Origin of the sequence: Dactylosporangium sp. NPDC000555 (assembly GCF_040300025.1) — a bacterium.
GTDB lineage: Bacteria > Actinomycetota > Actinomycetes > Mycobacteriales > Micromonosporaceae > Dactylosporangium.
In genome coordinates this window covers 41409-63665 of sequence record NZ_JBEPDB010000011.1, presented here as the reverse complement: position 1 = coordinate 63665, position 22257 = coordinate 41409, and the positions used below count along the sequence as shown (strand labels likewise).

General features: G+C 73.0%; 20 protein-coding genes. 11 read left to right on the top strand and 9 right to left on the bottom strand.

Annotated elements, in window-relative coordinates; translation table 11 throughout:
- Positions 1 to 79 precede the first annotated feature (79 nt).
- The 6 genes from ABT297_RS09935 (at position 80) to ABT297_RS09910 (ending at position 7596) form a co-directional block, all read left to right on the top strand.
- Entirely contained in the window at positions 80 to 748 is a 669-nt protein-coding gene (locus tag ABT297_RS09935) for a DedA family protein (protein WP_350546903.1), read from the top strand.
- A 98-nt stretch (positions 749 to 846) separates the two neighbouring features.
- Positions 847 to 3012 (top strand): HelD family protein, encoded by a 2166-nt coding sequence (locus ABT297_RS09930; RefSeq protein WP_350546901.1) that lies wholly within the window; start codon positions 847 to 849, stop codon positions 3010 to 3012.
- Positions 3013 to 3221: 209 nt separating this feature from the next.
- Positions 3222 to 4001, top strand: coding sequence for a DeoR/GlpR family DNA-binding transcription regulator (locus tag ABT297_RS09925; RefSeq protein WP_350546899.1), 780 nt, complete (start codon positions 3222 to 3224; stop codon positions 3999 to 4001).
- A 21-nt stretch (positions 4002 to 4022) separates the two neighbouring features.
- The gene (gene galT, locus ABT297_RS09920; RefSeq protein WP_350546897.1) at positions 4023 to 5111 is read left to right on the top strand and encodes a galactose-1-phosphate uridylyltransferase; all 1089 of its coding nucleotides are present in this window, start codon (positions 4023 to 4025) and stop codon (positions 5109 to 5111) included.
- On the top strand, positions 5108 to 6232 hold the full coding sequence (galK, locus tag ABT297_RS09915; protein WP_350546895.1) for a galactokinase: 1125 nt from the start codon (positions 5108 to 5110) through the stop codon (positions 6230 to 6232). Before galT ends, galK begins: the two co-directional genes overlap by 4 nt.
- Before the next feature lie 110 nt (positions 6233 to 6342).
- Positions 6343 to 7596 carry a nitric oxide synthase oxygenase gene (locus ABT297_RS09910; protein ID WP_350546893.1) on the top strand — a complete coding sequence of 418 codons (1254 nt, stop codon included), beginning with the start codon at positions 6343 to 6345 and terminating at the stop codon, positions 7594 to 7596.
- 12 nt (positions 7597 to 7608) lie between these two features.
- Here the strand turns inward: ABT297_RS09910 and ABT297_RS09905 are convergent, their stop codons facing one another.
- The 4 genes from ABT297_RS09905 to ABT297_RS09890 all read right to left on the bottom strand — a co-directional run bounded on the left by ABT297_RS09905 (position 7609) and on the right by ABT297_RS09890 (position 10366).
- Entirely contained in the window at positions 7609 to 7737 is a 129-nt protein-coding gene (locus ABT297_RS09905; RefSeq protein ID WP_350546891.1) for a hypothetical protein, read from the bottom strand.
- A gap of 241 nt (positions 7738 to 7978) precedes the next feature.
- Positions 7979 to 9193: an ornithine--oxo-acid transaminase gene (rocD, locus tag ABT297_RS09900; protein ID WP_350546888.1), complete on the bottom strand. Its 1215-nt coding sequence runs from the start codon at positions 9191 to 9193 to the stop codon at positions 7979 to 7981.
- A gap of 31 nt (positions 9194 to 9224) precedes the next feature.
- Entirely contained in the window at positions 9225 to 10028 is an 804-nt protein-coding gene (gene ddaH / locus ABT297_RS09895) for a dimethylargininase (RefSeq protein WP_350546885.1), read from the bottom strand.
- Positions 10029 to 10150: 122 nt separating this feature from the next.
- The gene (locus ABT297_RS09890; protein WP_350546882.1) at positions 10151 to 10366 is read right to left on the bottom strand and encodes a hypothetical protein; all 216 of its coding nucleotides are present in this window, start codon (positions 10364 to 10366) and stop codon (positions 10151 to 10153) included.
- Between the two features lie 155 nt (positions 10367 to 10521).
- Between ABT297_RS09890 and ABT297_RS09885 the strand changes: the two genes are divergently transcribed.
- From ABT297_RS09885 to ABT297_RS09875, 3 genes are read left to right on the top strand one after another with little or no spacing between them, the layout of a single operon-like run.
- The gene (locus ABT297_RS09885) at positions 10522 to 11121 is read left to right on the top strand and encodes a nucleotidyltransferase domain-containing protein (RefSeq protein ID WP_350546879.1); all 600 of its coding nucleotides are present in this window, start codon (positions 10522 to 10524) and stop codon (positions 11119 to 11121) included.
- A 17-nt stretch (positions 11122 to 11138) separates the two neighbouring features.
- Complete coding sequence (locus ABT297_RS09880; protein ID WP_350546876.1) at positions 11139 to 11384, top strand: hypothetical protein; 246 nt, start codon at positions 11139 to 11141, stop codon at positions 11382 to 11384.
- Positions 11381 to 12130 (top strand): metallophosphoesterase family protein, encoded by a 750-nt coding sequence (locus ABT297_RS09875; RefSeq protein WP_350546874.1) that lies wholly within the window; start codon positions 11381 to 11383, stop codon positions 12128 to 12130. The genes ABT297_RS09880 and ABT297_RS09875 overlap by 4 nt, the downstream gene beginning before the upstream one ends.
- Positions 12131 to 12153: 23 nt before the next feature.
- Here the strand turns inward: ABT297_RS09875 and ABT297_RS09870 are convergent, their stop codons facing one another.
- Together ABT297_RS09870 and ABT297_RS09865 are read right to left on the bottom strand one after the other, a co-directional pair.
- Positions 12154 to 12993 (bottom strand): SigB/SigF/SigG family RNA polymerase sigma factor, encoded by an 840-nt coding sequence (locus ABT297_RS09870; protein WP_350546870.1) that lies wholly within the window; start codon positions 12991 to 12993, stop codon positions 12154 to 12156.
- A 314-nt stretch (positions 12994 to 13307) separates the two neighbouring features.
- Entirely contained in the window at positions 13308 to 14567 is a 1260-nt protein-coding gene (locus ABT297_RS09865) for a glycosyltransferase (RefSeq protein ID WP_350546868.1), read from the bottom strand.
- A 119-nt stretch (positions 14568 to 14686) separates the two neighbouring features.
- Here ABT297_RS09865 and ABT297_RS09860 point away from each other — a divergent pair, with 119 nt between their 5' ends.
- Positions 14687 to 17215 (top strand): SpoIIE family protein phosphatase, encoded by a 2529-nt coding sequence (locus ABT297_RS09860; RefSeq protein WP_350546865.1) that lies wholly within the window; start codon positions 14687 to 14689, stop codon positions 17213 to 17215.
- A gap of 78 nt (positions 17216 to 17293) precedes the next feature.
- Here the strand turns inward: ABT297_RS09860 and ABT297_RS09855 are convergent, their stop codons facing one another.
- The 3 genes from ABT297_RS09855 to ABT297_RS09845 form a co-directional block, all read right to left on the bottom strand.
- A complete protein-coding gene (locus ABT297_RS09855; protein ID WP_350546863.1) occupies positions 17294 to 17956 on the bottom strand; it encodes a hypothetical protein in 663 nt (220 codons plus the stop codon).
- Positions 17957 to 18523: 567 nt separating this feature from the next.
- The gene (locus ABT297_RS09850) at positions 18524 to 18844 is read right to left on the bottom strand and encodes a hypothetical protein (RefSeq protein WP_350546861.1); all 321 of its coding nucleotides are present in this window, start codon (positions 18842 to 18844) and stop codon (positions 18524 to 18526) included.
- Between the two features lie 319 nt (positions 18845 to 19163).
- Positions 19164 to 21653 (bottom strand): M28 family peptidase, encoded by a 2490-nt coding sequence (locus ABT297_RS09845; RefSeq protein ID WP_350546859.1) that lies wholly within the window; start codon positions 21651 to 21653, stop codon positions 19164 to 19166.
- Between the two features lie 209 nt (positions 21654 to 21862).
- Here ABT297_RS09845 and ABT297_RS09840 point away from each other — a divergent pair, with 209 nt between their 5' ends.
- Complete coding sequence (locus ABT297_RS09840; protein WP_350546857.1) at positions 21863 to 22243, top strand: DUF6401 family natural product biosynthesis protein; 381 nt, start codon at positions 21863 to 21865, stop codon at positions 22241 to 22243.
- Positions 22244 to 22257: the final 14 nt, after the last annotated feature.

Sequence of the window (22257 nt, the reverse complement as noted above, 5' to 3'; positions counted from 1 at the left end):
TCGTAAACCGTCCAGCTCACGCTCAGCAACGTATGAGACGCTGAGCACCGACCGGAAGTCTCTGGGGAGGGGAGCCGCGGTGCATCACATCGAGGCGTGGATGGGCACACTCTCCCCGATCTGGGTGTATCTGCTGGTCGGCACCGTGATCGGGGTCGAGAGCATGGGCGTGCCGCTGCCCGGCGAGATCACGCTCGTCACCGCCTCCCTGCTTTCCGTCACCACCTCGGTGAACCCGTGGGTGGTCGCGGGGGCCGCGTCGGTCGGCGCGATCCTCGGGGACAGCGTCGGGTATCTCATCGGCCACCGCGGCGGCCGGGCCCTGCTGGAGCGGTTCGGCCGGCGGTTCCCGAAGCACTTCGGGCCCGCGCACCTGGCCAAGGCCGAGCGGGCGTTCCAACGCTGGGGCGTCTGGGCGGTCTTCTTCGGCCGGTTCATCGCCCTGCTGCGTATCCTCGCCGGCCCGCTCGCGGGTGCGCTGCGGGTGCCGTACGGCAAGTTCCTCATCGCCAACGCCCTCGGCGGGCTAACCTGGTCGTTCGGCACCGTGTTCGCCATCTACTCGCTGGGCCGGGTCGCCGAGAAGTGGCTGAAGGACTTCTCCTGGGTGGCCCTCGTCCTCGCCGCCGTCGCCGGCCTGGCCACCACCATCTACGTGCGCCGACGGGCGGCCGCCGAGGCTCGGGCACTGCGTGTCGAAGCCGGCAAAGCGGACAAAGCAGACAGCGAGCCCGCGGCAACGCCGTAGGAAGGCCCCTGCCCCCATCCGGCGGTCGACCCGGACCGGGCGCTGACGCGCGAGTAGGATTTCGGGGTTGTTTTTCGCCGGGCGGCAGGAGTAAAGCGTTGAGCGACGCGGTTCGCGACTTGGAGATCGCCGCCGAGCAGGCATATCTGGACCGGGTGTACGTGCGGCTGGACCAGTTGCGTATCTCCGCCGCCGAGGTGGAGAAGGCCGGGTACAGCCTGGCCCGGGTCGGCAACTTCGGCGCCCTCGTCGAGCGCGACGCGATGGTGTACCACGCGGCACGGCGACGGCGCGCGCTGGAGAGCGAGCACGACGGGCTGGTGTTCGGCCGCCTCGACCTCGGCCCCGACGGGGTGTCCGGCGCGGACGCCGCCGCCGTCGAGCCCGCGGTGCCGGACGGCGAGGCGCGCTACATCGGGCGGCTGGGGCTGCGCGACGAGGAGTACGAGTCGCTGGTCGTCGACTGGCGGGCGCCCGCCGCGGCGCCGTTCTACCGGGCCACACCCGCCGACCGGATGGGCGTGGTGCGCCGGCGCAGCATCCGCAGCACCGGCGAGAAGGTCGTCGGCATCGAGGACGACCTGCTCGACCCGGCGGGCGCGCCCCCGTCGATGGTCGTCGTCGGCGACGGGGCGCTGCTGGCCAACCTGTCCCGGGCCACCGGCCGGGGCATGAAGGACATCGTCGCCACCATCCAGCGCGAGCAGGACGACGCGATCCGCTCCCCCGCGTCCGGAATCACGATCGTGCGGGGCGGGCCGGGCACCGGCAAGACCGCCGTCGCGCTGCACCGCGCCGCATACCTGCTCTACGCCGACCGCAACCGGTACGAGTCCGGTGGGGTGCTGGTGGTCGGGCCGTCGGACGTGTTCGTCGGGTACGTCTCGCGGGTGCTGCCGTCGCTCGGTGAGGACACCGCCTCCCTGCGCTCCCTGGGCCAGCTGGTCGAGGGCGTCCAGGCGACCCGGCACGAGCCGCCGGAGGTCGCCGCCGTCAAGGGCTCGCTGCGCATGCAGCGGGTGCTGGGGCGCGCCGCCCGCAGCCCGGCACCCGGTTCGCCCGACAAGATCCGGATCTTGTACCGCGGGGAGCTGCTCAGCCTCGACCGGCCCGCGCTCGACGAGCTGCGCCGCACCGTGCTGGGCCTCGGCGTGAAGCGCAACGCCGCCCGGGCCAAGGCCGCCGGGTACGTGCTCGACGCGCTGTGGCGGCAGAGCGTCGAGCTGCTGCCGGCCGGCCGGCAGCAGAAGCGCGAGGATTTCGCCCCGGACATCGCCGAGCGCCCGGAGTTCATCCGGTTCATGCGCGGGTGGTGGCCGGTGCTGCGCCCGGTCGAGGTGCTCGGCTGGCTCGCAGACCGGCAGCGGCTGTCGCGCTGGGCGGGCGGCACGCTGAGCAACCGGGAGATCGCCACCCTGGCCGCCTCCCTCGACCCCGAGACGCTGCCCGGCAGCCTGTCGGTCGAGGACGTGGCGCTGCTCGACGAGCTGCACGAGCTGCTCGGCGACCCGCCGGCGCGCAAGCGCCCGCCCCGCGACCCGTTCCAGGTCGCCGAGGGCGTGCGCGAGGTGACCACCTACGCGGACCGGATGGCGGCGGCGCGCGCCCAGTCCGTGGAGCGCCCGGACGACTACCGCGACTACGCGCACATCATCGTCGACGAGTCGCAGGACGTCTCGCCGATGCAGTGGCGGATGATCGGCCGCCGCGGCCCGCACGCCACCTGGACGGTCGTGGGCGACCCGGCGCAGGCCGCGTGGGCCGACGCCGCCGAGGCCGAGCGGGCGATGGAGAGCGCGGTGGGCACCCGCCGCCGCTCCGCGTTCACGCTCACCACCAACTACCGCAACTCGGCCGAGATCTTCGCGGTCGCCGCGCGGGTGATCCGGGCGGCGCAGCCGGACATCGAGCTGCCGACGGCGGTGCGCTCCTCCGGCATCGAGCCCCTCGAGATCGTGACCGACGACCTGGAAACGGCGGTGCGCGAGGCCGCGAAGACCCTGCTCGACCAGGTCGAGGGCACGGTCGGCGTGATCACCGCGACGGCGCGCCGCGCGGAGGTCGCCGGCTGGGTGGACGGCCTGGACCCGCAGCGCCTGCAGACGGTCGGCGCGCTGGACGCGAAGGGCATGGAGTACGACGGCGTCCTGGTCGTCGAGCCGGCCGACATCCGCGAGGAGGCGACGACCGGCTTCCGGACGCTGTACGTCGCGCTGTCCCGCGCCACCCAGCGCCTGACCACGGTCGGCACCCGCCCCCTCTGACGCTCCTGCCCGCCGGGTGGCCGTGGTGGGAGCGGCGGTTCCCGCGCCGAGTCAGCCTTTCGGGGTGGCCGCCCGGCGAGAGACTTCGACCGGGTCAGCGAGACGCACATGTGTGCGGGAGACGTACCGTCTGCGTGGGAACCCATTGTGGGGTCGGACACTCGCGCAGCCGTGCACACCCCCGCTGCGCCTGCGAAGGGAACGGCGTGATGCTCGCACAGCAACGTCAGGCGGCCATCCTCGATCTGGTTCGCCGCCACGGTGGCGTGCGCGTGAGTCAGCTGGTCCGCCAGTTCGGCGTCTCCGACATGACCATCCGTCGCGATCTCGAGGCGCTCGCCGAGCGCGGACTGGTCGACAAGGTGCACGGCGGCGCGACGGTCGCCGGGCCCGGCTCGACCGAGGAGCCCGGCTTCGACGCCAAGTCCGTGCGCCAGCGCAACGAGAAGGCGGCGATCGCCGAGCGGGCCGCGAAGCTGATCGAACCGCACACCGCGGTCGCGCTGTCGGCCGGTACCACCACCGCCGCGCTCGCCGCGCACCTCGTCGACGTCCCCGGACTGACCGTCGTCACCAACTCGATCCCGGTCGCCGACACCCTGTACCACGCCGGGCGCCCGGACCAGACGGTCGTGCTCACCGGCGGGATCCGCACGCCGTCCGACGCCCTCGCCGGCCCCGTGGCCGAGGCGGCGATCGGCTCCCTCAACGTCGACGTGCTGTTCCTCGGCGTGCACGGCATGAGCCCGCGCACCGGCTTCACCACGCCCAACCTCATGGAGGCCGGCACCAACCGGCTGCTGGTCGCCGCCGCGCGCCGGCTCGTGGTGCTCGCCGACCACACGAAGTGGGAAATGGTGGGCATCGCCACCATCACGCCGCTGGACGAGGCGGACGTCCTCATCACCGACGTCGGGCTGACCGCCGAGGCGCGGGTGCAGCTCGCCGAGCGCGTCGGGGAGCTCATCGTCGTCAATCCGAACGGTTAGCCGGAAGAGCATGGAGAACGAGTGAAGCGCACGGTCACCCACCTCGCCGACGGCCGGGAGCTCATCTACTTCGATGAGCGCGACGACGCGTCCCGGGACGTCGTCGACCAGCGGGACCTGCCCCCGCCGCCGCCGGCGCCGGAGATGCGGTACGACCCGATCCTCGACGAGTGGGTGGCGATCGCCGCGCACCGGCAGTCCCGCACCTTCCTGCCGCCGTCGGACCAGTGCCCGCTGTGCCCGTCGACGCCGCAGCGGCGGAGCGAGATCCCGTCGCCGGGGTACGACGTCGTGGTCTTCGAGAACCGCTTCCCCTCCTTCAGCCACCGGGTCGGGCCGGCCGGGCGCGACGTGCTGCCCGGCCTCGTGCCGACCCGCCCGGCCGCCGGGCGCTGCGAGGTCGTCTGCTTCACCTCGGAGCACAACGCGTCGTTCGCGTCGCTGGGCCCGCACCGGGTGCGCACGGTGATGGAGGCGTGGGCCGACCGCACCGCCGACCTGTCCACGCGCGACGACGTCGAGCAGGTCTTCTGCTTCGAGAACCGGGGCGAGGAGATCGGCGTGACGCTCTCCCACCCGCACGGGCAGATCTACGCCTACCCGTTCGTCACCCCGCGCACCCGCCGCATGCTGCGCTCCGCCAGCGAGTACGCCGCCAAGAGCCCGGACGGCGCGAACCTCTTCGCCGAGGTGCTGGCCGCCGAGCGCGCCGACGGCACCCGGATCGTGGCCGCCAACGACTGCTGGACGGCGTTCGTGCCCGCCACCGCCCGCTGGCCGTTCGAGATCCACCTGTACCCCAACCGCCGGGTCGCCGACATCCCCGCACTCAGCGGCGCGGAGCGCGACGCGTTCGGCCCGCTGTACCTGGAGGTCCTGCGCCGCCTCGACGGCATGTTCGGGCTGGCCATGCCCTACATCGCCGCCTGGCACCAGGCGCCGGTGCGGGTCGCGCGGGACCTGGCCTACCTGCACCTGCAGCTGTTCAGCACCCGGCGGGCGCCGGGCAAGCTCAAGTACCTGGCCGGCTCCGAGTCCGGCATGGGCGTGTTCGTCAACGACGTGCGACCCGAGCAGGCCGCCGCGATGCTGCGGGAGGTGGCCCTGTGAGCAGCACCGCCGTGGAGCGGCTCCCGGACGGACCCTACGACGCCGTCTGGGCCAGCCCCGGCCGGGTCAACCTGATCGGCGAGCACACCGACTACAACGGCGGGTACGTGCTGCCCTTCGCCCTGCCGCACAGCACGGTGGTGGGCGGGCGCCGGCTCGACCGTCCCGAGTGGACGGTCACCTCGGAGCAGACGGGCGGGACGGTCACCTTCGGGCCGCGGGACAGGGTGGAGGGCTGGGCCTCCTACGTCGCCGGGGTGGTCTGGGCGCTGCGCGAGGCCGGCCACGACGTGCAGGGCGCGGCCCTGACCGTCGTCTCCGACGTGCCCCTCGGCGCCGGGCTGTCCAGCTCCGCGGCGCTGGAGTGCGCGGTGATGGCCGTCCTGCTCGACCTCGCCGGGATCGACCTGCCGATGGCGCTGCGGCCGCGGCTGGCGCAGCGGGCCGAGAACGAGTACGTCGGCGCGCCGACCGGCGTCATGGACCAGTCCGCGGCCACGTTGTGCCGGGAGGGCCACGCGCTGTTCCTGGACTGCCGGTCGATGGTCGCCGAACAGGTGCCCTTCGACCTGGCCGCGCAGGGCCTGGCCATCCTCGTGGTGGACAGCCGGGCCCCGCACGCGCACGTCAGCGGCGAGTACGCGGCCCGGCGGCGCAGCTGCGAGGAGGCGGCGAAGATCCTCGGCGTGCCGGCGCTGCGCGACATCGACCCGTCCGGGCTGCCGGCCGTGCTGGAGCGCCTCGACGACGAGGTGACGCGCAAGCGGGTCCGGCACGTGGTCACCGAGGACCAGCGGGTGCTCGACACCGTGGCGGCGCTGCGGGCCGGCGACGCCCGGCTCATCGGGCCGCTGATGACCGCCTCGCACGCCTCGATGCGCGACGACTACGAGATCACCGTGCCGCAGGTGGACACGGCGGTGACCGCGGCCCTGGCGGCCGGGGCGTATGGGGCCCGGATGACCGGCGGCGGCTTCGGCGGGTGCGTGCTGGCCCTGGTGGACGCCGACCGGTGCGCGCAGGCCAAGGCGGCGGTGCGGGAGGCGTTCGCAGCGGCCGGCTTCACGCCCCCCGACGCCTTCGTCGTGACCCCGGCGGAGGGAACCCGCAAGATCAGGTGACCAGATCCTGACGGTGCGACGCCAGCCGCACACGGTGTGCGATCCGCGCCCGCATCACGCCGACACGATGGGTGCCTTGTCACCACCGGAGGCGTTGGGGAGGTAGGCGCGTGAGCGTGCCTGGATACCGCGACATGCCAGGGCCGCACTGGGATGCCCACGCACCCGTGGACCTCGCGGAGGCGGAGGACTTCCTCGCCCTCTACCGCCGCGAGCATCATGATCCCGGCGACGGGCGCGAGCGGCTGGCCCGGGTCCGCGACGAGATCGCCGAGACCGGCACGTACGCGCACACGTACGCCGAGCTGGTCTTCGGTGCCCGGGTCGCGTGGCGCAACGCCAGCCGCTGCATCGGCCGGCTCTACTGGCGCAGCCTGGTCGTGCGGGACCTGCGCAAGGTCGCCGCCCCGGCCGAGATCTTCGAGGAGCTCGTGCGCCACCTGCGCCTGGCCGGGCAGCGCGAGCGCAACGTGATCCGCCCGATGATCTCGATCTTCGCGCCGCACACGCCGGGCCGCCCCGGCCCGCGGCTGTGGAACGACCAGCTGATCCGCTACGCGGGCCACCGCCACCCCGACGGCACGCTCGTCGGCGACCCGCAGTACGCGCGGTTCACCGAGACGCTGCGGCAGTACGGCTGGTGCGGCAAGCCCGACAACCCGTTCGACGTGCTGCCGCTGGCGATCGAGTCGCCCGACGGCACGGTGAGCCTGCACGAGCTGCCGGAGGACGCAGTCTGGGAGGTGCCGATCGTGCACCCCGAGCTGCGCTGGTTCGCCGAGCTGGGGCTACGCTGGCACGTGATCCCGGCGATCTCGAACATGCGGCTGACCATCGGCGGCGTCGACTATCCGCTGGCGCCGTTCAACGGCTGGTACCTGGGCACCGAGATCGGCGCGCGCAACCTCGCCGACCCGGAGCGCTACAACCTGCTGCCGCTGGTCGCCGCGCGGCTGGGTCTGGACACCGGCACCGAGCGCTCCCTGTGGAAGGACCGGGCGCTGGTCGAGCTCAACCGGGCCGTGCTGTTCTCCTTCGACCGGGCCGGCGCTCGCATCAGCGACCACCACACGGAGTCGGAACGGTTCCTGGCGCACGTGGCCAGCGAGGAGCGCTCCGGCCGCCGTACCCCGGCCGACTGGTCCTGGATCGTGCCGCCGATCAGCGGCGCGGCGACCGGCGTGTTCCACCGGTACTACGCCGAGGCCGACCAGCGCCCCAACTTCTACCTCGACCCGGACGCGCGGGAGCTCGGCCGGCGGGGCCGCTCCCCCGGGACGCCGGCCGGCGGCTGCCCGGTCGCACACGGGGAGCGGGCGGCGCCGGTGGACGGCCTGGCAGACGGTCGGCCGGTCCACCCGTAGGAGCGCGGAACGTCACGGGCGGAGACGGTCCGCGGTCATGCCCTGGCAGCACCCCGGGCCGGCTCGGCCACCCGCCGCGGCGCTGAGCAGGTCCGCCGCGGCGCTGAGCAGGTCCGCCATGGCGCTGAGCTGGGCCGCCATGGCGCTGAGCCCGCACGCCGCGCCGCTGAACCGGTCCGCCCACAGGAGCGCGGAACGTCACAGGGCGAGGACGGTCCACGGTCATGCCCGGGCAGCACCCCGGGGCCGGCCCGGCCACCCGCCGCGCCACTGAGCCCGCCCGCCGCAGCGCTGAGCCCGCACGCCGCGCCGGTGGGACGGTGGGGCGGTGCTGGCGGCGGATCGTCGCGGACCCGGCGTCCGCCGCGACGCCTGGGCCGGCTCAGCCCTTGAGCACCTCGGCCAGGGCGTCGACCGCGCCGTCGATCTCGTCGTGGGTGACGATCAGCGGCGGGGCCAGGCGCAGCGTCGAGTCGTGGGTGTCCTTGGCCAGCACGCCGCGGGTCAGCAGCCTTTCGCACGCCTCCCGGCCCGTCATCAGCGCCGGGTCGATGTCGATGCCGGCCCACAGGCCCCGGCCGCGGACCGCGGTGAGCCCCCGGCCGATCAGCCCGCCGAGGCGGCGGTGCAGGTGGGCGCCGACCTCGCGGGCGCGCGCCTGCGGCTCGCCGGTCTCCAGCAGCGCGATGACGCCGCGGGCCACCGCGCAGGCCAGCGGGTTGCCGCCGAAGGTCGAGCCGTGCTCGCCGGGGCGCAGCACGCCGAGGACCTCGCGGCCTGCGGCGACCGCGGAGACAGGCACGATCCCGCCGCCGAGGGCCTTGCCCAGGATGTACATGTCGGGCACGACGCCCTCGTCGTCGCAGGCGAACGTGGCGCCGGTGCGGCCGAGGCCGGACTGGATCTCGTCGGCGACGAGCAGCACGTCGCGCTCGGAGCACAGCCGGCGCACGCCGGGCAGGTAGCCGCGCGGCGGGACGATGACGCCCGCCTCGCCCTGGATCGGCTCCAGCAGTACCGCCACCGTGGTCTCGTCGACCGCGGCGGCGAGCGCGTCGAGGTCGCCGTAGGGCACCACGCGGAAGCCGGGAGTGTACGGTCCGTAGTCGGCGCGGGCCTCCGGGTCGGTGGAGAAGCTGATGATCGTCGTGGTGCGACCGTGGAAGTTGCCGTCCGCGACGACGATCGTGGCCTTCCCGTCCGGCACGCCCTTGATCTTGTACCCCCACTTGCGGGACACCTTGACCGCGGTCTCGACGGCCTCGGCGCCGCTGTTCATCGGCAGGACCATGTCCTTGCCGGTCAGGCGGGCCAGGTCGCGGCAGAACGGGCCGAACTGGTCGTGCAGGAACGCCCGGCTGGTCAGCGTGACCCGGTCGAGCTGCTCGCGCGCGGCGGCGATCAGGTCGGGGTGGCGGTGGCCGAAGTTCAGTGCCGAGTAGCCGGCGAGGCAGTCGAGATACCGCCGGCCGTCGACGTCGGTGACCCAGGCGCCCTCCGCCTCGGCGATGACGACCGGCAGCGGGTGGTAGTTGTGCGCGGTGTACCGCTCGGCCTCTTCGACCGCGGGGTCCGTAAGGTTCGCAACGCTTGTCATTCCTTTCGGACCTCCGCTTCGCTCCGGGCGATCACGCTCGCACCTCCAGGGTGCAGCACTTCGGGCCGCCGCCGGCCTTGTGCAGCTCGGACACGTCGACCGGCACCGGCTGGAACCCCTTCGACGCTAGCTCCCGGGCCAGGCGGGTGGCGGCGGATGGCAGGACGACCCGGTGCCCGTCGCTGACGGCGTTGAGGCCCAGCACGGCGGCGTCCTCGGCGGTGGCGAGCACGGCATCGGGGTACAGCCGGCGCAGCACCTCCTGGCTGCCGGGCGAGAAGGCCCCGGGGTAGTACGCGATGTTGCCGGCGGTGCCCGTGTGCTCCAGCACGGCCAGCGCCGTGTCCAGGTGGTAGTAGCGCGGGTCGACGAGCTGCAGGGTGATCACCGGCCGGCCGAACAGCTCCTGCGCCTCGGCGTGCGCGGCGTGCTCGGTGCGCAGGCCGGTGCCGGCCAGGATGACGTCGCCGGCGAGCAGCAGGTCGCCCTCGCCCTCGTTGACGTTCTTCGCCGCGTGCACGTCGAAGCCGTTGCGGGCGAACCACTCCAGGTAGGCCGGGCCCTCGTCGGCGCGCTCCGGGTGGCGGAACTGCGCACCGTACACCCGGCCGTCGACGACCGTGGCACCGTTGGCGGCGAAGACCATGTCGGGCAGGCCGGGCACCGGGTCGATGAGCTCGACGGTGTGGCCGAGGGACAGGTACAGCTCGTACAGGGTCGTCCACTGCGCGACGGCCCGCTCGGCGTCGACCGGCGCGGTCGGGTCCATCCACGGGTTGATCGCATAGTCCACCGCGAAGTACGTGGGGCGGCACATGAGGTAGCGACGACTCATAGGTAAAACCTACGACCGCACGGCGCGGCGAACCATTGCGATTCGGTGCTTCTCGGCGCACGTTCCTTGTGTGCTGAGCAGCAAAATCGGTGATTCGTTGCGGCTACCGAGAAGCAGCGCTCCTACTTGATCTCGCGCCAGTTGCCGGGCTGGGCCAGCAGTCCGGATACGCAGTCCATGGCGCGGTCCTCGTCGGTGAACTCGTAGCGCCGGCCGCGACCGTCGGCGCCGCCCTCCCGCGACTCGACCCACCAGAGCCCGGCGTCCTCGAAGAGATACACGTCGCGGCGGGCCAGCCGGCCCCAGGTGCCGTTCCACCAGTGCTTTCTGCGCTCCATGAGGGGTATTCGAACACATGTGCCAACCCTGTGGAAGGGCGACCCGCCCACATCGAGCGGGATTCATCCGCGGCGGGTCAGCAGGCCGCCCGGGCCCGGCGCCCTGTTCGGATCGGCGCGTGTAACGGAATGATTCGGCGGGTAAACCGCTATTCATGGCAGTTTCCGAGGACAGGCAGCCGCTGATCGCCACCCTCAAGAAGGCCGCGTTCCACCTCAAGGACGCGGGGATCCCGTTCTGCCTGGCGGGCAGCTTCGCGGTGTACGCGCGCGGCGGCGAGTCCGTCGACCACGACATCGACTTCCTCATCAAGGAAACGGACGCCCAGCGCGTGCTCACCTCGCTGTCCGAGGTCGGCTTCCGCTGCGAGGTGCCGACAGAGGGCTGGCTGGTCAAAGCCTGGGACGCCACCGAGCACGGGGACCTGCTCATCGACTTCATATTCTGCCCGGTACAGCGGCCGGTGACCGACGCGACGCTGCAGGCCACCGACATCATCGCGGTCAACGCCTGCCACATGCCGGTGCTCTCGGCGACCGAGCTGATGATCCACAAGGTGCTCACCTGGTCGGCGCACTACTGCGACTTCGCCCGGGGGCTGCCGGTGGCCCGCTCGCTGCGGGAGCAGATCGACTGGCCGCGGGTGTACCGCGAAACGGCCCACTCGCCGTATGCCCATGCTTTCCTGTTCTTGATCGACCGCCTCGGCGTCATGTCGCTGGCCGAGGCCAGCGCGCTGTCGGCCGCCGTTTAGCCGGGAGGGAGAACGCCATGACCACCGACCAGTACATCGAGGGCGAGCTGCAGAACCTGCTCGCCGAGGACGGACGCATCGCGGAACAGGGCATCAGGTTCGTGCGCACCGGGTCGGGGATCGCCCTCGTCGGCGAGGTGGAGAGCACCGAGCGGCGCGCGCTGATCTGCCAGGCGGTCGCCGAGGCGTTCCCGGACCTTCCGGTGCAGTGCAACATCGGCATCACGCGCGTGCACGAGCCGGAAGAGGTGGAGGAGCTGTGACGGCCGAGGAAGGCTGCGTGCGAGTGGCGGCGGTCGGAGACGTGCACCTGGACGCCGACGTCGTCGGCCGGTACCGCCCGGCGCTGGACCACCTCGGTCTCAAGGCCGACCTGCTGCTGCTCGCCGGCGACCTGACCCGTCACGGTACCGAGGAGGAGGCCCGCTGCGTAGCGCGGGAGTTCGGCGGCCTGCCGGTGCCGGTGGTCGCGATCCTCGGCAATCACGACTACCACAGTGATCAGCAGGAGGGGGTGGCGGCGGTACTGCGCGACGCCGGCATCACCGTCCTGGAATGCACCGGCACCGTCGTGAACTGCGCCGGCGTCCGCGTCGGCGTGGCGGGCACGAAGGGCTTCGGCGGCGGCTTCGCGGGCGCGTGCGCGAGCGAGTTCGGCGAGCCGGAGATGAAGGAGTTCACCCGCCACGGCCGCGAGCTGGCCGCCCGGTTCGGCGAGTCGCTGGCGGCGCTGGACTGCGACGTGCGGATCTCGCTGACGCACTACTCGCCGGTCCCCGAGACCCTGCTGGGCGAGCCGCTGGAGATCTACCCGTTTCTGGGCTCGTACCACCTCGCGCAGGCCATCGACGCCGCCCCGGAGGTGGGCCTGGCGGTGCACGGGCACGCGCACGCCGGCTCGGAGCGGGGCGCGACGCCGGGCGGGGTGCCGGTGCGCAACGTGGCGCACCCGGTCATCAAGCAGGCGTACAACGTGTACCAGCTCTCGTCGGTGCTGATGCCGGCCTGACGTCGTTCTCCAGGACATGCGGGTCAGGGGGATTCGACCAGCTCGCCCCGGAGGAAGGTCAGGGCGTGCGCCAGCAGGCGGGACACGTGCATCTGGGAGATGCCCAGGCGCTCGGCGATCTGGGTCTGGGTCAGGTTGCCGAAGAAACGCATGGCGATGATGCGCTGTTCGCGCAGCGGCAGGCGGGCGATCAGCGGGCGCAGCGACTCGCGGTCGTCCACGGCTTCCAGGGCCCGGTCGGCGCCGCCCAGCAGGTCCGCCAGCTCAGCGCCCGACTCCTCGCCGCCGGCGGGGGCGTTGATGGACAGCGCGCGGTACGCGTGACCGGACTCGAGGCCCTCGATGATCTCCTCCTCGCCCACGCCCAGGCAGGCGGCCAGGTCGGCGACGGTCGGGGAGCGGCCGAGCTTCTGGGCCAGGTCGCCGGAGACCTTGGCGATAGCCAGGCGGAGCTCCTGCAGGCGGCGGGGTACGCGCACGTCCCAGCCCTTGTCCCGGAAGTGGCGCTTCAGCTCACCGACGATCATCGGGATGGCGTAGCTGGTGAACACGGCGCCGCGCGCCGGGTCGTAGCCGTCGGCGGCCTTGATCAGGCCGACGCCGGCCACCTGGGTGAGATCGTCAAGGGGCTCGCCGCGGTTGCGGAAGCGGCGGGCCAGATACTCGGCCAGCGGGAGGTACAGCTCGATGAGCCGGGCCCGGATCCGCGGACGGTCGGGGCTATCCGCCGGGAGGTCGGCCAGCAGCGTGACCAGCGCCTGCGCGGCGGCCTCGGTCTCCTTGCCGCCCGCCCGGCCCGATACAGATGGGCCGGACACGGACGGGGCGGGTGCGGTGCTTCGGGAACGGGCGGTGACGGTCATGAGGGGATCCCCCTGCCTGCCGGGGACTGCGGCACGCGGTGTCCCGGGCTTGAGAGTCGGCCGGTCGGCGCCCTGATCTCGGGCGCCCGGCACGGCCTGGCGGCGGGGTCGCGGCTGTTTGACGACCCGCCGGGCTGGTCCGGGGATGACCCGGATCATCCGCATCCATCCGTCAGCATCCATCAGTCGGATGACCGGCGGATCGACCATCGGCCGTTCGGACGATGCGGTCTGACCAACGTACCGCGAGGCACACGCCACGGGCAAGCGTGCGCGCACGAACGGGGCACCCTCCCGCGGTACGACATCCGGGGTCAGGAAACCTCGGAGAGTGCCTCGTCCTCCTCGTCGGCCTCGGCAGCGGCGCCCGGTTCCGGGTCGCCTCCGGTCACCGCGCGGTAGACGCGCTCCAGCTCCGCGGCCGTGCGCTCCCACGTGTAGCGGGAGCGGACCCGGTCGATGGCGGCGCTGGCGAAGCTCATGCGGCGCACCTCGTCGCCGAGCAGGTTGCGCAGGGCAGCGGCCAGGGCGGCGGTGTCGCGGGGCGGCACGAGCACGCCGGTGACGTTGTCGATGACGCTCTCCGCGATCCCGCCGACCTCGTACGCCACGACCGGCACGCCGCAGGCCATTGCCTCCAGGGACGTAAGGCCGAACGGCTCGTACCATGGCGCGCAGGCCAGCACGTCGGCGGAGCGGTACCAGGCGGCCATCTCGTCCTGGCCGACCGCGCCGACGAAGCGCAGGCGGTCGGCGACGCCCCGCCGTTCGGCGAGCTGCAGCAGTAGGCGGGCCTCCGGGTCGCGGTCGATGCCGGCGGGGTCGGGGCCGCCCACGACGACGAGCTCGGCGCCCGGGACGCGGCGCAGCGCCTCGATGAGGTCGGCGAAGCCCTTGCGTTCCACGAGCGGGCCGACGCTGAGGATGCGGCGCAGGCCGGCGCGGCGGTGCTCGGCGGCCGGGCCGCCGGGCATGAACCTCTCCACGTCGACGCCGGACGGCACGACGACGGTGCCGGATCGGCGCACGCCCATCCGGCCCAGCTCGGTGACCTCGTCCTCGCTCTGCGCTACGACCCGGTCGGCGAGCGAGCCGAGGGTACGCTCGAGCCCAGCCCGCGGCCCGGGGCTGGCCTTGCGGCCGGCGGGCAGGTGGCGGCGCTCGGCGGCGGCGAGGCCGTGATAGGTGACGACGACCGGCCGGCGGTCCTCGGCGGTGGCGGTGAGCGCGGCGAGGCCGGAGAGCCAGTAGTGGGCGTGCACGACGTCGGGGCCCGGGGTGCGCTCAGCCCAGCGGGCGGCTAACGCGCGGCCGAAGTCCCCCATGAGGGACAGCTGGTCGTCGGGCGGCAACGGGCGGCCGGGGCCGGCGGGCACATGATGGACGGTGACGCCGGGCACGAACTCGACCACGTCGGCGACCGTGGGATCCTCGCGCCGCACATACACGGCCACCTCGTGCCCGAGGCGCCCGAGCGCCTGGGAGAGGGCCGCTACGTGTGTGTGCCGCCCTTCCGCGCCCGGCCCGCCCAACGCGAGCGGGCTGGCCTGGGCGGAGACCAGGGCGATCCTCACAACACCGACCTCCACCGAGCCGACTGCACTGACCGGTTCGCCCCTACCCGGGCCGGTTGGTGGTAAACATCAACGGGCGAGCCGATGGGCGGCGCGCACGGACCGGAGAGGCAGGAGGCATGGTCGACAGGGCCCCCGCTGAGGGCGGCAGCGCCGAGCCGGCCGAGGCGCTCGCCGCGCTGGTCGCGAAGCTGCGGGCCGAGCTGACCGGGGTACGCACCGCCATGCGGAACCGCGCCGTGATCGAGCAGGCCAAGGGCGTGCTCGTGGAGCGGCTCGGGATCACCCCGGACCAGGGCTTCGACCAGCTCGTACGGCTGTCCCAGCGCACGAACATCAAGCTCATCGAGGTCGCCGCGGCGATCGTCGGGACCACCTCGCCGGACCCCAACGCGCCGGGCGTGGTGAACCTCATCGACGACGAGCTGCGCCAGCACGTGGCGCACCGCCGGGCGGAGGGCAAAAAGCCGGAAAAGCCGGATACAATACCGCAAAATGCCCGCAGACGGGCCAGCCGCACGCCCGAGGTGGAGGCGCTACAGTCGCAGCACCAGCTGCTGAGCGCCCGGATCGCGGCGGCCCGCAGCTACGACGAGATCTGCGACGTGCTCTGCACCGCGCCGACCAACTGGCCCGCGCCGAGCTCGGTGATGCTGACCCTGCTCGACCCGGACGGCGCGCAGCGCGGGGTCGGCGCGTGCGGGGTGCCGGGCGAGGTGCGCAGCCGATGGTCGCGCATCCCGCCTGACCCCGGGGTGCCGCTGGTCGTGGCCGTGCAGGACGTCGAGACGCTCTGGCTGCGCTCGCCGTCCGAGCCGGCGCGGCGCCTCCCCGCCCGCTTCCCCGTGCTTGGCCAGCCGCCGTTCAGCGGGGAGGCGCTGCTCGCCTCGCCGCTGATCTGCGGCGAGCGGGTCATCGGCGGCATCCTGCTGACCTGGACGGACGGGCTGCCGGACGGCGAGGAGCTACGCCGATACGTGGCCGCCCTGCTGGAGCCGGTGGCCCGGCAGGTCGACGCGCTCATCGGCGACGACATCGCCAGCGCCTGGTTCGACGTGGCCGGCGAGGAGATCGGGCAGGCGGCGCCGGCGCAGGTGTGGCTGCCGACCGTCATGGACGCGCTGCACAACCCGGGTGTGTTGTTCGCCCCGGTGCAGGAGGACGGTCAGCTGGTCGACTTCCGGGTGGAGTACGCCAACAGCCCGGCCCGGCAGATCTTCTCCGGCGCACGGGTGGACCCGGACGAGGCGACACTGCTGGCCGCGTACCCGGCGCTGGGCAGCTCGACGCTGCTGCCGGAGTTCGCCCGGGTGCTGCAGGACGGCCAGCCGCGCCGGCTCGACGGGCTGCGCGCCGACCCGCGCACCGACGGGGTGCCCGGCCCGCAGACGCTGTCGGTGCACGCGGTGCGGCTGTGGGACCGGGTGTTCGCGGTGTGGCGGGTCGCTACCGAGGCCGACCTGCTGTACGACCAGCTGCTGCAGGCCGAGCGGATCGCCGGGATCGGCTCGTTCCGCTGGGAGCTGCGCGACCCCGAGCCGCAATGCTCCCCCGAGCTCGTCCGGCTCTTCCACCGCGGCCAGGTCACCCGTGGCCAGGTCACCCGCGGCCAGGGCGGGCGCGACGCGGCCCGGGTGCCGGTCGAGGAGATTACCGCCGCCGTGCACCCCGACGATCTGCTCGCCGCGCAGGACGCGGTACGCCGCACGATCAAGGACGGCAGGCAGCTGCTGGCCGAGGTGCGCGGCGCCGGCCCGGTCAACGGCCGGCGTCTGCGGCTCTGCGCCGAACCGATCTTCGACGACACCGGCAACGTCACGGCGGTCCGCGGTACCGTGCAGGACGTCACCGAGGAGCGTGCGACCGAGGCCCGGCTGCGGCGCGCCGAGGAGGCCCTCGCCGCGCAGCGGCACCGCCTCGCTGACGAGCGGCGTGCGGCCGAGGCCCTGCAGCGGGCGCTGCTGCCCACCGGCCCCGAGCTCGGGCGCCTGGAGGGCGTGCGGATCCGCGGGCGGTGCCGCTCCACCGAGCGCATCGGCACCGTAGACGGCGACTGGTACGACGCCGCACCCGTCCCCGGCGGCGGCACGATCCTGGTCCTCGGCGACGTCGACGAGCGCGGCCTGTCGTCGATGGCGACGGCGGCGCGGCTGCGGTACGCGGTGCGCGCCTACGCCACGCTGGACATGGCGCCGGGCGACATCCTGACCGCGGTCAACGGCATGCTGTGCGCGATGGAGGCCGAGCACACCGCCTGTCTCGTCGTGGCGCGGTACTCCCCCGCCACCCGCGAGCTGCGATGGGCCGCCGCCGGGCAGGTCGCGCCGGTCCGCTACGACCCCGGCGGGCGGGGCACGGTGCTGTCCGGGCCGCTGGGGCTGCCGCTCGGCGAGGTCGCGGAGATGCGGTACACCGACACGGTGGTGACCCTGGAGCCGGGCGACCGGGTGCTGTTCTACGCCGACGGCCAGCACGCGGGCGGCCGGCCGCGCGCCGACCGTCGCCGCGGCGGCGGCCTCGACATGGTCCGGCGGGCCGGCGAGACGATCGACCTGACCGACTTCGACGCCGTGGTGGCGCACCTCGTGACGAGCCTGAACGTGCCCGACGACGAGGACGTCTGCGCGCTGCTGGTGCACGCGTCCTGAGCCGGCTCGTTCGCCGCTCCTTGTTGATGGGTACACGGAGGCTCGGCTTTGATGGGTTCGCGGAGCCTCGGCGCTTCGTCAGAGCGTGCGGGTGTCCCAGTCCCAGGGCAGGGCGAGGCCGTCGAAGCGGCCGAGGGCGTCGCGGTGGCGGCCGGCGAGCACGATGCGGTCCGGGCCGAGGTGGCCGAGCAGGTCGTCGTCGCCGTAGTAGACCACCTGCGGATCGGGCCACCGCCAGAGGCTGTCCTCGAGCTCGCGGAGCCGGACCTTGACGGCACGCAGCTCCTCAGGCTCGGGGTTCATGTAGACGAGCCCGTGCAGCGGGGCGTACGTGGCCTCGTACACGGCGGCATACACCAGGAAGCGCGACAGCGTGAGACCGGTCGGCAGCTCGTCGTTCTCGATGACCTCGGGATCGGCGATACCGGCGCGGAATGCACCACAATCGTACGAATACCAGTCGTCGGCACCCTGCCAGAAACGGACGGTTCCGTTCCTGTCGCGCTCGGTCACGTCACACTCGGTCACATCATGCTCATTCACGTCGCGACCCGTAAGCGGGAGCATGGCGTGGTCGCGGCTGAGCGGGTACGTGTAGCGCGCGGCCAGACGGTGCCACTCGAGCAGCGGCGCGGGCACGCCGGGGTCGTCGAGGGGCATCGGCGGGCGATCGGGTGGGCCGTACCAGCGATAGACGAACCGGCCAAGGCTGCTCGGCGAGACGACGTCCAACTCGTACACGGGCACCATGATGCCGCCTGCCCCAGCAACGTCGCCGGCTGCGATCAGAACCTAGAATTCCGGCAACCTCGAATGTCTATAAAGGCGCAAATTCGCCGTTTTGGCGTCAGCCCATGACACGGTGCGAAAGGCGCGGCGCCGACCGATGACCCTCCGCATGCGCAACAGCCATCGTCGGTGGCCGCGGACGCGCGTGACGAGGAGCCCGTTGCCGACAAGCGGGATGTTTCGAATACGCCGGAAGCCGCGCCCGGGGCGGAGGTCGCTACCGGGTCCGGGTGTCGCCGCCGGGACAGAGACCGCCGCTGGAGCAGAAGCAGCCGCGGCAGCAGACGTGGCCGCAGGAGCAGATGTGGCCGCAGGCTGACGGCACAAGCCACCAGCCGGCCGCACCACTCAGGCGTCAGTCGCTGACCGGGACCTACACCTCGCGAGTGGGGGCGCCGTCGTCGAGCGACACCACGCCGGGGTATCCCCTCGCGCGCACCCCCGGGTGCGGGGCCGAGGAGGGACGAAGTCAGGCTGCGCACGGAGACGGTCGGTCAGGGCATCACGCCGCCGAGGTCCTCAAGGAGTTGGGATCGGGCCGGAGCGGGTGGGTCGGTCAGGGGCGCGTGGGGTGCGCAGGACGCCGAGCAGGTGGGCGTGGACCGTTCGGGCCGCGGACTGGGCGGCGCGGATCGCTGCCACGTCCGTCGGGTCGTGCGGGAAGAACGTGAGGCGGCCGTCGTCGCGGAGCAGGACAGGGACCTCCACGCGTTCAAGGATCGCGGTCAGTGCGCGCTGGGCGTCCAGCGCCGCCCGGCCGGCCCGGCGCGCCACAGCGGTCGGCACCCGCCACAGGTCGTCGACGGTGAACGCCGACGGCATCGCCACATCGACCGTCATGCCTTCGACGATAAGAACGGCACACGACGTACCGCCACCAAAATTTCTTCCTGTGGATAACTTCGCTTCCCGCGTTCCCGCTTGCCTCCTCTCGCGCCGTTCGTTCCGCGTCTTCCGTTATGGATCTTCTGGTCCGGAGCATCCGCTCTTGCCGGCGCCGCGCGGCGTCTTCAGGTTCGGGCCTTCAGGTTCGGCGCCTTCAGGTTCCGGGCCTTGGCGTCGGGACCTTCCCAGTTCGGAACGGAAGGCCCCGTTCTGCCGTCGGGTGGGTGCGGACGAATACTGGCTCGGTCGGCTCAGGAGTTCGGCGGCTCCGTGGCTAGAGGGTCTGGGTGGCGGCCACGGCCAGGAGCTCGCTGGAGTGGCTGCCGAAGACACCCACCGTGGGCGGCCGCGGGGTGAAGCCGGGCAGGCCATCCAGGCCATCGCTGCCGTCGACCAGCCGGAGCTTGAACGGGCCGGCGCCATTCAGGACCAGGGTGACCTCCAAGCCCCCGGACGACGGGCCGTGGAAGACGACGCCGAAGCGGTTCTGCTCGGTGACATATGTGGTGGCTTCCCGGCCCTCGACGGTGGCCGAGACGACGCGGTGGTCGCCGACCTCGCCGTAGAAGGACAGGAAGCGGACCTGGCGCTTCGAGGTGATGCGCAGGTGCAGGGTGCGCTGGTCGCCCGACGTGTCGTCGGACAGGATCGTCGCCTCGGGGGCGGGCAGATCGGCGGGCCGGGCGGGGCCGACTGAGAGCATGCCCTCGGGCAGGACCGGGAACAGCCGGTTGAGCTCCTGCCGGTTGCGCACGTAGCCCGACGTCCAGCCGCCCGGGGACCGCTCCAGGCTGACCCACTCGGCGGTGCCGGTGTCGCGGTCCAGCGCGTACATGAGGTGGGTCGGCTCGGGGTGGCCGGTGTCCCAGTCGTCGACGACCATGCCGGTCGTGGTGCAGATCAGCGACACCGCCAGGGCCGCGGCCGCGGGTGCGGCGCCGAGGCGGCGGTGACGCGCCGCGAGCGGCGGGCGGAACAACAGCTCCGGCACCGGCAGCGCCGCCAGGCCCAGCAGCATCGCGAACACCGCCGCGGCGGCGCCGGTGGCCAGGCCCAGCGCCGGGAAGAACAGGGCCACGGTCGGCGCCAGGATGAGCGTGGCCACGGCGGCGCCGGCGGTGAGGACGGCGACCTTGGCCAGGGCGGGACGCGCGTAGAGGGCGCCGATGCCGGCCAGGGCACCGACCAGGGCGGGGATGGCGACCAGATACGAGCCGCCGGGGATGGCCGCTGCGAAGAGCGCGCCGAGCAGCGCCAGCAGGGCCAGGCCGCCGGTCGCCAGCGGCACGGGACCCAACCGGCGGCGGCTCAGCGCGTACCAGCACAGCAGGATCGCCGCTGTCAGCGCGACGACGCCGAAGCGGAACCAGGTCGGGCGGGCCGGGTCGAGCAGTTCGCCGTAGCCGGGGCGGATCGTGACGAGCAGCGCCCACAGCACCTGGGCGGCGACCGCGACCGCGATCAGCGGGACCAGGGCCAGGCCCAGCCCGGCGAGCGTACGCGGGACGGAGGTCAGGCCGCGACGCCGGGCGAGGAACACCAGCGCGGCGACGGCGAGCAGGGCGAGGACGGCGATCGGCCAGGTCAGCGCCGCCGGGTACCGGACCAGCAGACCGGCGAACGGAAAGTACACCGCGTCGCCGGAGGCGGGTTTCATCAGCGGCGGCAGGTCGGCCCGGCCGAACTCGCGGGCAAGCGCGAGGGCGTTGTCGCCGTGGTGCTGCAGGCTCGCCTTGTCCATCGTCGAGGGCCGGTCGAACGGGCTGTGGTAGACCGAGGATCCGTCGATGTACGCGGTGTTGAGACCGGTGAAGCGGCTCTGCGCGAGGAACGGCGTGAAGTCGGTGTCGTTGGACAGCAGCCGGTAGACCTCGACGGCGAGGCTGGTGCCGACCGGGTGCGGCGTGCGGGCGTAGACGTCGATGAGGTCGGCGTTGCCGTCCGAGGTCTGGAACATCACCGCGGGGCCGCTGCTGCCGCGGGCCTCGAAGTTGAGTACCACCGACTGCTTCTGGCCGAGCGGGTGCCGGCTGACGAACGCCTCGGCGCCGCAGAGGCACGCCTCCTCGGCGTCGGTGAACAGGAAGACGATGTCGTTGCGCGGGCGCGCGCCGCCACCTGCGGTGAGGGCGCGGGCGACCTCGAGCAGGGTGCTGGTGCCCGCGCCGTCGTCGTTGGCGCCGTAGCTGACCTGGACGGAGTCGTAGTGCGCCATGAGGACGACCTGGCCGGTGGACGAGGTGCCGGGCAGCACCGCGACGACGTTGCGCACGTGCGCCATGGCGCCCTCGCCGAACTTGCCGGCGTTGACCCCGACCGTGTCCTGGACCTCGGGGTGCAGCCCGTAGCCGGTGAGGGCGTCGATGAGATAGTGCCGCACCCGGTCGGCCGCCGGGCTGCCCGTGACGTGCACCTCCTGCCCGATGTGCCGCACATGCTCGAAGGCGCGGCCGGCGGAGAACTCGCCGGCAGGGGCCGAGGCGGGACGAGGCGAGGGCGGCTGCACGTCGGCGATGCCGAGCGCGGCCATCAGCGCCAGGACGACAAGAGCCGCGGCGGCCACGAGCGGACGCCGTGGCGGGGTTGCGAAGCCACGGTCGGCAGCAGCCCCGCCGCCGGGATGTTCCTCAGGACCGGTCGACGATCTCGGGAACGCGGCGGTGCGCTCGCCGCCCTGGCCGTGGCCGGAACCGATGGGCGAGCCGGCGGACGGTTCGGGGGCTGGGGATTTGCCCGAGTCGCTGTCGGGGGTGTGGTCGGACACGGTCTTCGGTCCTCCTGAGCGGGGTGCCGGCGGGGTGGCCCGGCGCGCGGTGAGGACATTCTGCACGCCACCCCCGACATTTCCCGGCCGGCGGGGCGGACCGATTTCGGAGCGTGACGTTGTCCGAACGGAGTGCTCCGGTTCATGAACGGGTGCCGGTCGGTTGTTGACGACCAAATCGGGCCTCGGACTGCCTAGCGTCATCGTCCATGAACAACGAACTCACCCCCGCCGTCCCGGTGGCCTTCGACGCCGGGTACCTGGCGACCGCCGAGCTCGACGCCCGGTTCCACCTCGACCAGGTCATGGCCATGATCGGCGTGGACGGGCTGGTCGAGGCCCTGGCACAGCCGTTCCTGCTCGCGCGGGTCGACCAGCACGCCGCAGCGGTCCGGGAGAGCCTGATCGCGGCCGGGAAGGCGATCGACCCGATCTCCCTGGCCTCGTACGCCCGGTCGGTCATCGCCGCGCACGAGCGCCACGGCCGTCCGCTGCCGACGCCGGAGAGCGTGGACTGGTCGGACGCCGACTGGACCGTGCTGCGGCTGGTAGCGGTCTGCCACCTCGCCGACGCCGCCGACGCGTTCTGACCGCCGGCCGATGC

Coding starts and splice junctions, on each gene's coding strand:
- ABT297_RS09925 (WP_350546899.1), top strand. CDS start 3,222: ATGCTCGCACAGCAACGTCAGGCGGCCATCCTCGATCTGGTTCGCCGC.
- ABT297_RS09905 (WP_350546891.1), bottom strand. CDS start 7,737: ATGGCGGCCCAGCTCAGCGCCATGGCGGACCTGCTCAGCGCCGCGGCG.
- rocD (WP_350546888.1), bottom strand. CDS start 9,193: ATGACAAGCGTTGCGAACCTTACGGACCCCGCGGTCGAAGAGGCCGAG.
- ddaH (WP_350546885.1), bottom strand. CDS start 10,028: ATGAGTCGTCGCTACCTCATGTGCCGCCCCACGTACTTCGCGGTGGAC.
- ABT297_RS09890 (WP_350546882.1), bottom strand. CDS start 10,366: ATGGAGCGCAGAAAGCACTGGTGGAACGGCACCTGGGGCCGGCTGGCC.
- ABT297_RS09885 (WP_350546879.1), top strand. CDS start 10,522: ATGGCAGTTTCCGAGGACAGGCAGCCGCTGATCGCCACCCTCAAGAAG.
- ABT297_RS09880 (WP_350546876.1), top strand. CDS start 11,139: ATGACCACCGACCAGTACATCGAGGGCGAGCTGCAGAACCTGCTCGCC.
- ABT297_RS09870 (WP_350546870.1), bottom strand. CDS start 12,993: ATGACCGTCACCGCCCGTTCCCGAAGCACCGCACCCGCCCCGTCCGTG.
- ABT297_RS09860 (WP_350546865.1), top strand. CDS start 14,687: ATGGTCGACAGGGCCCCCGCTGAGGGCGGCAGCGCCGAGCCGGCCGAG.
- ABT297_RS09850 (WP_350546861.1), bottom strand. CDS start 18,844: ATGACGGTCGATGTGGCGATGCCGTCGGCGTTCACCGTCGACGACCTG.
- ABT297_RS09840 (WP_350546857.1), top strand. CDS start 21,863: ATGAACAACGAACTCACCCCCGCCGTCCCGGTGGCCTTCGACGCCGGG.